The sequence below is a fragment of the Shewanella sp. N2AIL genome (genome assembly GCF_022690845.1).
Classification (GTDB): domain Bacteria; phylum Pseudomonadota; class Gammaproteobacteria; order Enterobacterales; family Shewanellaceae; genus Shewanella; species Shewanella baltica.
Genome location: NZ_JALBYT010000020.1, coordinates 62,878 through 74,804, shown reverse-complemented (window position 1 = coordinate 74,804; position 11,927 = coordinate 62,878). Strand labels below are relative to the sequence as shown.

The following is an 11,927-nucleotide window of genomic DNA, read 5'->3' as shown; positions in this document are numbered from 1 at the left end:
CTAGCAGCCTATAAAAACAAAAAGGGGCGGAATCAACATTCCGCCCCTTTCTCTTATCAACACTGACTGCAAATTTACCTTACTGCATATTTAACTTATTTCAAATATCAATGCTTACAGCCAAGGTACAACCAAACCACAAACTCTTCGGCAATTAATTCGCTTTCGCTCCAGCACTCAACGCAGGGTCAACCCAAGCGGCTGAGCCATAAAGCGGCACTGTCGAAAGGGCATGTTTATGGCTGCCGTTGGTCTCTTTGGTCGAATAGGACAAATACAGCAGAGTCTGGTTCTGTGCATCATAAATTCGGCGCACTTTTAATGACTTGAACAAAATACTCAGGGATTCGGTGAAAATCACTTCGCCGTGTTTACCCATGTCGATATTAGCCAAATCGGCCGCGTTAATTGGCCCAGTTTGACGGCAACTTATGCCCATATCCGATGGATCGGCAAAATCTAAATTGGCTTCGATACGACTAATATGGCAAGTCACCCCAGGAATTTTAGGATCGTGCTTAGCATCGATAATCACATCTTTAGTGGTAAAAAGCCCTAAGCTCACCTTACCTACATCGTCACCACAACCCGCGAGCAAAAAGCCCACAGTGGCGACAAACGCACACTTCAACAGAGTTTTCATTATTACTTCCTAAATATGACGAACCAAATAAAGTATAAAAAAACAAAACTATCTCTTACGGATTTCAAGTGTGACATCTGGCGCATCTTCCCAGTTAATGGGTTTAATATCAGTGACACAAGAAACGCCTGGACGAGTACTTTTATAGGAATTTACACCTGTAACTTTACCATCGAAAAACCAAAAAATACGGTAATCATGATAACCAAAACCAGCCCCAGTTTTACAAAATTGCCATGCCTCATTCTTTCCTTGGAACTGACGATCATCAGGTGGCCCCATAATATTAAGCACTTGTTCCTTAGTATCTCCAGCATTAACTAAAATAGATTGCTTATCGAGTGAACCACAACCTGAAAGTATGATGAAGATACCTAACAATAAAATTCGATACATAATAACTCCCTGTTATATATTTAAATTCTAAGCTAATTCATTTTGCAAATAGCTTTTGTGCCCAGCGGGTTAGCCCTGCAGTCACAGAGCCAAAGTGATCGCCGACCACAACCGGAATATCGGGATAAATACCGGCGATTTTTGCGTAGATCGCAGGGCTTCGCGCCGTACCACCTGTCACGTAAATCACATCGGGTTTGCATTCTGCAGCATTGTCGGCAGATACATTCTCGTTATTCACAGAGTCTTGATCTAAGCCGTCAGCCGCTAAGGTTTTTGCCGCTTGCGCAAGCGCTTGGTGCATCAGGGCTTCTACTTTTGTCAGTGAAGGCTCGATAGCATTCTCAAACACATTACGACTCACACCCGCGTGCAGCGCCGCTTCGATAAAATCCAGATTAACATCAGTATTATCGGTATCTGACAGGGCAATTTTGGCGCGTTCGGCTTGACGGACCAACTGGTAGCTTAGCTGCTGTTGTTGCACTTTTAACAGTCGGTTGAGTAACTGTGGCTGCTCGGCTTCTTTCACCAATTCATCAATCAGTTTACGGCTGCTTAAGGTGCTGAATTCTCGCTGGGCGCTAATATCATTTACTGCCACCGCATTCCAAAAGGCTTTACTGGGCATGGGCTTGCCATTGGTCATTAAAGAGCCTAAACCAAAGTGCGGCATAAAGGCATTCATTGCAAGGGCGATATCGAGATCGTTACCACCGATTCGCTGACCACTATGGCCGAGGAAATCTTCACTGCGATCCGCTTTTTGTTTATGGGCTGGGCCCATTTTGACCACTGAGCAGTCCGTCGTACCGCCGCCCACGTCGACAACCAACACGGTTTTGTTGTCGGTCAAGGTCGCTTCATAATCCATCCCCGCCGCTAACGGCTCGAACAGAAAATCAACGTCGACGAAACCCGCACGTTTTGCCGCTAAGGTCAAAATGGATTCGGCCTGACGGTTACTCTCTTCACCGCCTATGCCTTGAAAGTTCACCGGGCGACCAATAATCGCATGGGTGATCGTTGCCGCAGCGCCTTCTTTAGCAAGCTGCTTTTCCACTAATACAGATTCGGCGCGCACTTTAATGTGCTGCATCATCAGGGTAACTATGTCTTCAAACAGGGCCACTTGTTCGGGTCTGAGACCCGTTGCACCTAAAAATGATTTTGGCGAACGGACATAGAATCCTTCCTCCGGCATCTCTAAATACGCGCTCACCGCCTGCTCACCGACAAACACGGCCTGAACATCAGCATCGAGATCTAACTCATGGCGCACCATACGGGCACGGCTCAATTGTGCGGCGCGCTTTTTGGCGTAATCGGCTTTTAATTCAATAGGGAGACCACGATAAACCGCCTCGGCGATCAGTTCCCTGTCCATCGCATATAAGGTTGAAGGTAAATAAGCTGATTGCTCTGATAACGCCAATAACTGCACATCATCGCCCTGCATGATCCCTACGGCGCAGTTAGCACTACCATAATCAAATCCAACAAACATACCTTTTACTCCCGCGATAAAAAAGCCGAGCAAGATAACATAGTTTGCGATAATGCCCAAGGAGTTAACACTGCCGGATTTACTCGCAAACTGGCAGCGCGTATAGCGGGCTCAATGCGTAAAGCGCAGTTGCACTGGCAGCATTTCAGTCCAATCCAAGATGATCATCTTAAGGTCATATTTCTGTCACACTCGTCATCAAGCTGACATATTTCCCTCGTATCTTTATCCCAGATAAATCCCAGACTGATTTTGGCGTGTACGCAGTATTTATCATTGAAATTCCTTCACTTGTCGGCAGTAAATCTGATTGCACAAAGGCGGATGAATGCTATTGTATATTGCGCCATGACGCTTGCTTAAAGGAGCTGTGCAGTGTCCCCGAATACCGATAAACTTTCGATTGATAAAGAACTCTCTTGGTTGTCTTTTAATGAGCGAGTATTGCAAGAAGCCTGCGATCCCAATGTTCCCTTAGTGGAGCGAGTGCGCTTTTTAGGGATATTTTCCAATAACATGGATGAGTTTTTTAGAGTACGCGTGGCTGCGGTCAGGCGCTCGATTCTGTTGTCATCCCTGCAGGAAGGTCGCAGCAACAGTCGCCATTTAATGGCCAAGATCCAATCGAAAGTGATGGCATTGCAAGAAAGGTTCGACGGCATATACACGGATTTAATGCGCGAGCTAGTGCGTCGTAATATTTTGTTAATCAATGAGAAACAATTAAGCGAGTTCCACAGCGACTGGCTGAAAAAGCATTTTCGTGATCAATTTAAACGCCATATCGCCCCGCTTATCGTCAATAACAATCGCGATCTGATCAAACAAATCAATGACGACGCCACCTATTTATGCGTGTGTTTGTTCACTAAGGCTCGCCGCCAATACGCCTTAGTCGAAGTGCCAACTAAAAACGTACCACGGTTTATCGAACTCCCAGCTGAAAAGAGTAAAGCGAAAAAGTATCTGATTTTATTAGATAACATTATTCGCCACTGCGTGGATGAACTCTTTGGCCCCTTCTTCGAGTACGACGCCATCGAAGTGTATTCGATGAAACTAACCCGCGATGCCGATTTTGATATCACCGACGAGCTAGAGCAAACCCAGCTCGAAAAAATGACCAAAGGTCTTAAAAAACGTCTGACCGCCGAGCCGGTGCGCTTAGTGTATGACAAAGAAATGCCCGAACACATGTTGGTGATGCTCAAAGAAAATCTGAACATCAGCTCGACCGAATGCTTGATCCCAGGTGGGCGCTACCACAGCTTTAAAGACTTTATCGCCTTCCCCAACCCGAGCCGCGACTACCTCGAAAACGAAAAACTGCCGGCGCTCAATAGCGCAGGTTTTGGCCGCAGTGCCAACAGTTTCGATGCCATTCGGATGGGCGATATCATGCTCAATTATCCGTACCATAAGTTTTCCCATTTTACCGAAATGGTGCGCCAAGCGGCCTACGATCCGGCGGTGCGCTTTATTCGAATTAATTTATATCGAGTGGCGAAAAAATCCCATGTGATGCAATCGCTTATAGATGCAGTGAAAAATGGCAAACAAGTCACCGCCGTAATTGAACTGCGGGCCAGATTCGATGAGCAATCCAACATCGAATGGACCCGCATCTTAGCCGAAGCGGGCGTCAAAGTTCACCACGGTATCACCAGTTTAAAAGTGCATTCCAAGTTGTGCTTAATTGGCCGTGAGGAACAAGGGGAAATCAAACTCTATTGTCACGTTGGCTCAGGCAACTTTAACGAAGGCACGGCGCGGGTTTACACCGACTTGTCACTGTTCACCGCCAATCAAGAGATTGCCCGTGAAGTGGAGCAAGTGTTTGACTTGATTGAGCATCCGTATCGCCGCGATAACTTCCAGCATTTAATCGTGTCGCCCTACGATGCCAGACAAAAACTGAGTCACTTAATTGATAATGAAATCGTTAATGCCCAAAGCCATATGAAGGCGGCGATTACCTTAAAACTAAATAACTTACTCGATGAATCCTTGGTCCAAAAGCTCTATGAGGCTTCAGCCGCTGGGGTCAAAATTAAGTTACTCATTCGCGGTATGTGCTCACTTATTCCGCAAATACCCGGGATCAGCGATAACATTGAAGTCTACAGTATCGTCGACCGGTTTCTCGAACACTCACGGGTAATGCTGTTCCACGCTGGCGGCGAGAACAAACTCTTTATCTGCTCCGCCGACTGGATGAGCCGCAACATAGATAATCGCGTCGAAGTGAGTGTGCCGATTTATGATCTGCGCCTAAAACAAATGATAATGGATATTTTATCCTTACAATTCAATGACAACACTAAAGCGCGGGTCATCAACAAAGAACAAAGTAACCCCTATCGAAACCGGGGTAACAAACGAAAAGTGCGTTCTCAAATTGCCATTTATCAATATCTGATTAATTATGAGAAGCGCCAACTGCAAGAATTTAATGCCTTACGTATGTCCGCCCATGAGGGTGATGCTGAGCGAGAGATTAACGCTGAGCCTGACATAACGCCCGAGTTACAGGCCAAAGCCAGCTAACGCTGGCTTTATATCGCTTTGATTGCCTAAGGATAATCCGATTGGTAGCCACACATTCGCACACACAGCAACACACATTACTAAAGTCGCAGGCGCCACAAACCAATGCGCCTGCAAATGCTAAATCGCGCCATTTTGTCGCCATCGATATGGGATCGAACAGTTTTCATCTGGTCATCGCCCGCGAGCAAGATGGCAGCTTGCAGATTTTACATAAAGAAAAACAACAGGTTCAGCTCGCCACTGGGCTCAATGCGCAGAATATTCTCGACAATGACGCCATAGAACGTGGCCTCAATTGTCTGCGGGATTTTAACCAAAGATTCTCCAATCTAGACCAAGCGCAAGTGCGATTAGTGGCCACCCACACCCTCAGAATCGCAAAAAACCGCGATCAATTTATCGAGGCCGCGCTCGCCATCATGCCCTATCCGGTGGAAGTGATTTCAGGCCATGAAGAAGCCCGTTTGATTTACAACGGTATTGCCCAAAGCCAAGTGCTTGGAAAAAGTAATTTAGTCATCGACATAGGTGGCGGCTCGACCGAAGTCGTGATCGGTAAAAAGAATACCCCGACCCAGTTATCTAGCCTGCGCTGCGGTTGCGTGAGTTTTAACGAGCGTTTCTTTATCGATGGACTCATCACCCCAGCCTCATTTCGTGATGCCCAAAGCGCTGCCGATAAACAGTTCGCCTCACTCTCCAAGGAATATTTCGTGGGTGGCTGGGAGCTGACGTTAGGCAGCTCAGGCACAGTGAAAGCCATCTGCGAAGCGATTCAAGAAGAACATGGTGATGAAACCATCACGCTGCCACGACTCAAACAGCTCAAAATCAAGTTGATCAAATGTGGCCATATTAGCCAAATTCAATTTGCCAATGTCGATGATAAACGCATTCCCTTAGTGCCCGCCGGACTTGCCATTTTAATCAGCTTTTTTAGGCGCTTACCGATACAAAAGCTCGAGTTTAGCCCAGGCGCATTGCGTGAAGGCGTACTCTATGAACTAGCCAAAATTGGCCAGTATCAGGATATTCGCCACCGCACCGTCGACAGTATTGCCCAGCTTTATCATATCGATATGGCCCACGCCGCTAAGGTACGCGACACTGCCATGGCCTTGTTTGAACAGGTCGCCGATGAATGGCAATTAAGGCCCCATGCACGCTTGCTCGCCTATGGCGCAACCTTACATGAGATTGGGCTACACATTAATTCAAAGTCCCTGCACAAGCACGGTGGTTATATCATCAGCAACAGTGACTTACCCGGGTTTAGTGAAGCCTTGCAGCTGGATTTAGCGCGGCTTATCACCAACCACAGAAAAAAGCCCAACGAATTAATGCTCGCCGAACTCGATCCTAACCATAAGCTCACGCTGAATCGCCTGCTCTGCCTGCTGAGGCTCGCTGTCTTGCTCAACCTTGGCCGTATCGCTAAGACGCTGACCTTAGATCATATTAAAGTGATCCCCGATGGGCTCATGCTAGTGCTACCGAGCCATAAGCGAAAAATCAGCCTGTTTATGAAGGATTTACAGCGGGAACAGAAACAAATGCTCACCCTTGGGATGAACCTGCGGTTAGTGTCTAGTTTGACTTAGCTGTTACGGCGTTAACTCAGCCGAACGTGGCAGAGGCGAGTGTGGGTTAGCTCTGTGTGAATGCGTTTAGCGAAGGATTCGTCACAAAAATATTGCCCTGAATCGATGGCAATTATCTCGCCTAAAAACAAGGTTAAGTTAGCTATCAATCTGGCTTGGTAACGGGATTTCAACAGCATAGCGGTTGACTTAATCCATGCGCCACAACAGATTAAAGTTTAAAGGATTTTTAACCCTTCACTAAAGCACAAATTCCTGCTCGCGCGTTTGCCGCTGAGTGGGGATTTCTGCTATCATCCACGGCTGACTAATCATAATTCCACGAATTTAAAGATAATCAGAGTCAAACCCTTTTTATCTCGCGATATCAGCCCCATCGCCTGCAGGTACAAGTATGATTAACCACTTTAGTGTGCTCGGTATAAAACCCAGTGCCAAAGAAGACGACATTAAAAAAGCCTATCGACGGCTGTCAAACAAATATCATCCCGACAAGTTGTTAGGCGCCTCGGAAGAGGAAAAGCAGCAAGCCGCCGTACAACTTGAACGCGTTAAAAATGCTTATGATGTGTTGTCCGATCCTAAGCGACGAAATGCGTTTATCAAAGATTTCAATAACGTCATAGTGACCGATCCCGCTAGCGCCATGCGCGAGCTGTGGGATCAATTTTATCCTTGAGCGTTTTCTAGAGTAAGTGCCAAATGGTCAAAAAACTGAATATCTCACGCATTAATGAGCTAAAAAATAATGCCTACGACAATATCGAGTCCTACGACGATCCCGATACACCTAAAGCGCTAGAGCAATTTACTAGCCAAATCAAAAAGGTGTTAGAAGCCGATCCTAAGATGCTCGATACTGTGCCTGAGTACCTGCCTGTCGCGCTTTACGGTCGAATTAAGTTTCCCGCCGAAGCCAAACTCAAGTGGGCACATTGGATAAACACGGCAACTCAACCCGAGTGGGATGAGTTTAAAGTCACGATTGGCTTTAATAATGCCGATTTACCTTTAGTGTTAGCCGTGCGTGGTTACTCGGAAACCTTACTGATTGAAAGCTGCGCCGTACTGTATTTACTTGAAAATCAAGGTAAAGCAACGCCTGCAGCGAAGCATCACGACGATGAAGATGATGACAACGATTATGTTGGCACCTCAGATAACGACGACGATGATGAAGGCGAAGAGGAAGATGGCTACTACGATCACTACGATGATGAGGACCGCTAATGAACACTAGTCTCATTGAGATTACCGTCGCCGAAATTAAAGAGTTGGCGGACGTAGAGCCAAAACAAGCGAGCAAACGCTTTGAAATCATTGCAAATACCATGAGCGACGAGCAATTAGTCGAAGTCATCGAACACATGGATATCGTCACGCTGACGCAAATCAACAGTCACCATGATATCTCTTGTCCTTCGATCATGTCTGAACTCATGACCCCAGAACAAATTCGCGACATCGTCTGTCAGCAACCTTTGTACTGGGAAGAAAAAATCAAAAACAATGCCGAAGAACTTATTCAGCATACCTTTGATTTTTTGACCTATTTAATTCGCATCCAAGATAGCGAAGAAAAGCAAACTGCGATTCTAGAATGTATCGCCGAAGATCCAGCGGGCCTCTTCTATCTGTCGATCCCTTTCATCGAAATGATGTTAGGCGAAAAGCATGAAGATGAAGACGGCTACACCGATCTCTACGATGACGAAGAAGACACTGAAACCATCGGCTACGACAGCCGCGTCGCCAGTGAAGATGCACACAGCCTCAGCATAGACGACCCACGCAGCCTAATGGCCTTGATCCACGAGCTCGCGCCCGATGTGGAAAAAGCCATTAAGAGTCTGCTGCGTAACGAAAGCTCAGGTTGGGAAATGATCATCAGCAAGTTTGTCAACGAGCTGGTTATTCAAGCCAAAGAGAAAAACCAAGTGACGGATGAATACGCTGAAGTCGATGATATGTTTAGCTTTTTGGATTAAGGAATTATTTGATGCAACTGGTACTGCGTGATGTAGATCAAGGACCCTACCTGAGCAAGGTATTGATCCAAGGCCAAGCAGACGAAACGCTGAGCGGTGAACAGCTGTCACAAATCAAATCCAAAGCCATTTTGATGAGCCTCAAACTGGCCGATAAGTTTTACAACAAGTACAAAATGCACCTGCTTGAACAAGCGGCACACGATGTCATTGGTGTGGTGAGTCTTGGTTTGATGGAATTGTCAAACCAAAACCCGCAGCAGGCGATACGCCTGTTGATCACCGCCGATGGTGTAGTGAAATGCTTTCAAAAAGGCTGGAGCATGCTCAGCACTGTCAGCAAGCATAAACTCGTCAACGGCAAGTCACTGTACGGCGATGTCGACAAGTTCTTGCTAGAACAAGTGTCTAGCCCGCCAGATGCGGAAGAATGGTTAGGTTATGAAGCCTATCAAGATGCCCTGCTTGAGCATCAACGCCAACAGTCAATTGCGGCCCTATTGGCACAGTTTTACGCGCAATCGAGCTATGATCCGCTAGATTTTCTCAATCTAGAGAGTGTATTAGCCGAAGCGGTACTGTATCGATTGTTGTTTGATGGCGCCAAAGTCAGACAGGATTTGAAAAAGCGTATCGGCAAAATCACCTTAAAAGAGGAATGGTTTACCCGTGAGCATATCGAATTGGAAACCCAGAAAGCGTTAGCAGAATTACCCGCAGAACTCGCTGAAACCATCAGTAAAGATCTCGGTAAAAACTTTGTCCCCGCCCTACTGCGTACACTGCACTTTGCGAAAAGCTACCGCGAACTCTTACTCAGCGACGCTTCACCCGAGCGCTTAGAAAGATTCGAACACAAGGAAGGTCTCGTCGGCCTCCTCGGCTGGCCACTCTACATAGTACTTTGATCGGTACTTTAATCAGTACTGTGTTCAGTACGTTAACGCGTGTTTGAACCGCTTAAAAAAGAGTGCTTTATTGAAAAATAAAGCACTTTTTTACTGTCTTTTGTCTCTATGCCCAATCTCAATAATCAGTATTGAGGTCTCAGTTTTGAGTAGTTTTAGCTTGAAAATAAGTGACTTACAGAGATATAACTCTTCAGTTAGATAAATTCTGGAGATTCATCCCTCCTCAGATAACCCCAAATCCGAAACATGCCATTTTCTATCGAATAAGGAATTGAATATTGGGCTAATTGTGCGCTTACAACATCAGAAAAGTCCGTCACTCGATCCGCCACTAATCGGCCTAGCCATTCTCTTTTGAATGGATCAACTTCTAACCACTCAATGGTTTCTGCTATTTCAAGTAACTCGGGCCACCACACAGCAGTAAAACCTGCATTAGGGTTTTCATCATAAATCAATTTGTATCGCACATAGGGAATAAAGTCTTCAGATCCATTTAATGCCTTTTCAAGCTCGCACCACTTTGTTTTATTCATTACAGACGAAAGCTGATGCTCGTTTACATACTTCAAAACTTCAGAATTCATTTTTTAGTGTCTCAAGCGACTAAGTGAAAAACTAAATGATATAGCTTTAATAGATATATATTGCCAATAAAAACTAATTAAAATGACAGATAAAATGATGGGCAATAAATTAGGCCATCCATTTTGAACCGTGGAGCGCTTATTGGTTTGACCTACTCATATTGGCTTGCCATCGTATTTGCTCGTCGACAGGGTGAATAGAAGCCTAGGGATTCTAAGTTTATGAACGAGAGCCATGGACAGCGAACTGGCAGTTAAACAAGAATGTTGTTCAAGTCCTTCCTTTGGATGCTCGCCCGCCACAAACGCGAGCAACTTGTTACGAGTCATTTTTAATGGTGATTATTGTATTTCCATTCGAACTAAAGGTGCTCGCTCACCCATGTAAATACTGACAGGAACAAGCAAACGCTTATCATCCTGCTCTCGAAGTTGATAATAATCCTCGGTGCATGCAAATGAAAATGAGTTATTTTCCCGAAGCACTAATTTTCGAATGACGCCATTGCTGGTTTTCGCACTGAGTTGCCCATCATCAAATGTAACAGTCATCATCGTATCGTCTGTACCTTTGTATTTACCAATCAGAGTCTTAGCTTGTTCTGTGATATTTTGATGAGCAATTGGCGCTGGTGAAAGGTTAAGTTGCCTTGCAATCATATTTAACAAAGCTGGGCCTGGGTGAACAGCGTCATTGTTGCCGAATACTGTGCCAAGTAAATCATGCGAGGGAAAATAGACTGACCATGCCACAAAACCAGGCACTTGCCCTTGATGACTGTACGACGGTTGACCGCTTATCGGGTATACATCAGTGCCAAACCCATAATTGACTGATTCCCCGTTGTTTAGTTTTGCTCTAGTTACCATCAGCTGATAATTTGCAGCCGAAATTACCTTCCCAGAACTTAAACCACGATGCCACAAGCTCATGTCGTCAAGAGTCGATGCAATTGCACCCGCCGCATAAATCCAACTACGGTCAACGATTTCGGGAGTAAAATACGCATTAGGTTCATCGCTATTTGCGGTATAACCTCTCACAATTTGCTTTGAACTTACCCCTTTAGTCACAACAAACGAATTCTTCATGCCTAAAGGAGAAAAAATATTCCGCTGCAAATACTCGCTATATGTCAGACCAGAAGCGGCTTCAATCACCTTTCCTAACAAAATATATCCGGTATTTGAATACGCATAATCAACACCAGGCTTTGTCAGCACTGGCATTTTACTCACTACATTGATCACTTCATCAATGGTGGCGTATTTGTCCCATCGCTGCCTGATCCCTACATCCGAGTTGTAATTTGGCAGCCCAGAAGTATGACTTAGAACACTTTCAATCGTTAGCTTTGCGTACTCAACTGGAAGATCTGTAATAAAATCATCCAGAGTATTTTTTAAGGATAAATTATTATTCTCAACGAGTTGAAGTATCGCAGCGGCCGTAAACTGCTTTGAGATTGAGCCGATCTGAAAAATACTATCAACTTTTAAGGGGTCACGAGTGCTTATATCTGCAACCCCAAGTGCGCCTTTGAAAATATGCTTTCCAGATTGCTCGATACTGATTGCAAGTCCCGGCTTATCCGATGATGCATGGCATGCTAACATGACGGAAAAATCGTGTTGTTTTGCATTCACACAGGTAACAAAAAATAGAGAGCTAAACAGTAACTTTTTTACCATGGTAATAAACACGCCTTTGCAAAGAAAATATAACGCCGCCAGCAGAGGCCGA

The 11,927-nt window shown here is 45.4% G+C and carries 11 protein-coding genes; 6 read left to right on the top strand and 5 right to left on the bottom strand.

All coding sequences use genetic code 11. From position 1 onward, the window contains the following. Window positions 1–154: 154 nt before the first annotated feature. Genes MO387_RS13075 through yegD form a run of 3 tightly spaced genes read right to left on the bottom strand, consistent with a single transcriptional unit; the run spans window position 155 to window position 2,546 of the window. A complete protein-coding gene (locus tag MO387_RS13075) occupies window positions 155–643 on the bottom strand; it encodes a CreA family protein (RefSeq protein ID WP_107947164.1) in 489 nt (162 codons plus the stop codon). Between the two features lie 48 nt (window positions 644–691). Beyond that, window positions 692–1,039, bottom strand: a complete 348-nt coding sequence (locus tag MO387_RS13070) for a hypothetical protein (protein WP_012088939.1) — start codon at window positions 1,037–1,039, stop codon at window positions 692–694. Between the two features lie 37 nt (window positions 1,040–1,076). Then, window positions 1,077–2,546, bottom strand: coding sequence for a molecular chaperone (gene yegD / locus MO387_RS13065; protein ID WP_107947162.1), 1,470 nt, complete (start codon window positions 2,544–2,546; stop codon window positions 1,077–1,079). Between the two features lie 375 nt (window positions 2,547–2,921). Between yegD and ppk1 the strand changes: the two genes are divergently transcribed. The 6 genes from ppk1 (at window position 2,922) to MO387_RS13035 (ending at window position 9,593) form a co-directional block, all read left to right on the top strand. After that, window positions 2,922–5,093 carry a polyphosphate kinase 1 gene (ppk1, locus tag MO387_RS13060; protein ID WP_006086365.1) on the top strand — a complete coding sequence of 724 codons (2,172 nt, stop codon included), beginning with the start codon at window positions 2,922–2,924 and terminating at the stop codon, window positions 5,091–5,093. Between the two features lie 41 nt (window positions 5,094–5,134). Continuing rightward, the gene (locus MO387_RS13055; RefSeq protein ID WP_199908798.1) at window positions 5,135–6,697 is read left to right on the top strand and encodes a Ppx/GppA phosphatase family protein; all 1,563 of its coding nucleotides are present in this window, start codon (window positions 5,135–5,137) and stop codon (window positions 6,695–6,697) included. A 394-nt stretch (window positions 6,698–7,091) separates the two neighbouring features. Next, entirely contained in the window at window positions 7,092–7,376 is a 285-nt protein-coding gene (locus MO387_RS13050) for a J domain-containing protein (protein WP_006081330.1), read from the top strand. 23 nt (window positions 7,377–7,399) lie between these two features. Next, window positions 7,400–7,927: a hypothetical protein gene (locus MO387_RS13045; protein WP_006081329.1), complete on the top strand. Its 528-nt coding sequence runs from the start codon at window positions 7,400–7,402 to the stop codon at window positions 7,925–7,927. Next, on the top strand, window positions 7,927–8,685 hold the full coding sequence (locus MO387_RS13040) for a hypothetical protein (protein ID WP_006086363.1): 759 nt from the start codon (window positions 7,927–7,929) through the stop codon (window positions 8,683–8,685). The genes MO387_RS13045 and MO387_RS13040 overlap by 1 nt, the downstream gene beginning before the upstream one ends. A gap of 11 nt (window positions 8,686–8,696) precedes the next feature. Next, window positions 8,697–9,593 (top strand): hypothetical protein, encoded by an 897-nt coding sequence (locus MO387_RS13035; RefSeq protein ID WP_006081327.1) that lies wholly within the window; start codon window positions 8,697–8,699, stop codon window positions 9,591–9,593. Between the two features lie 197 nt (window positions 9,594–9,790). Here the strand turns inward: MO387_RS13035 and MO387_RS13030 are convergent, their stop codons facing one another. Further along, window positions 9,791–10,183, bottom strand: a complete 393-nt coding sequence (locus MO387_RS13030; protein WP_107947161.1) for a DUF6678 family protein — start codon at window positions 10,181–10,183, stop codon at window positions 9,791–9,793. 342 nt (window positions 10,184–10,525) lie between these two features. Next, window positions 10,526–11,875, bottom strand: coding sequence for a serine hydrolase domain-containing protein (locus MO387_RS13025; protein WP_107947160.1), 1,350 nt, complete (start codon window positions 11,873–11,875; stop codon window positions 10,526–10,528). Window positions 11,876–11,927 lie beyond the last annotated feature (52 nt).

Coding starts and splice junctions, on each gene's coding strand:
- MO387_RS13025 (WP_107947160.1), bottom strand. CDS start 11,875: ATGGTAAAAAAGTTACTGTTTAGCTCTCTATTTTTTGTTACCTGTGTG.
- MO387_RS13070 (WP_012088939.1), bottom strand. CDS start 1,039: ATGTATCGAATTTTATTGTTAGGTATCTTCATCATACTTTCAGGTTGT.
- MO387_RS13035 (WP_006081327.1), top strand. CDS start 8,697: ATGCAACTGGTACTGCGTGATGTAGATCAAGGACCCTACCTGAGCAAG.
- MO387_RS13030 (WP_107947161.1), bottom strand. CDS start 10,183: ATGAATTCTGAAGTTTTGAAGTATGTAAACGAGCATCAGCTTTCGTCT.
- MO387_RS13040 (WP_006086363.1), top strand. CDS start 7,927: ATGAACACTAGTCTCATTGAGATTACCGTCGCCGAAATTAAAGAGTTG.
- MO387_RS13045 (WP_006081329.1), top strand. CDS start 7,400: ATGGTCAAAAAACTGAATATCTCACGCATTAATGAGCTAAAAAATAAT.
- MO387_RS13050 (WP_006081330.1), top strand. CDS start 7,092: ATGATTAACCACTTTAGTGTGCTCGGTATAAAACCCAGTGCCAAAGAA.
- MO387_RS13075 (WP_107947164.1), bottom strand. CDS start 643: ATGAAAACTCTGTTGAAGTGTGCGTTTGTCGCCACTGTGGGCTTTTTG.
- yegD (WP_107947162.1), bottom strand. CDS start 2,546: ATGTTTGTTGGATTTGATTATGGTAGTGCTAACTGCGCCGTAGGGATC.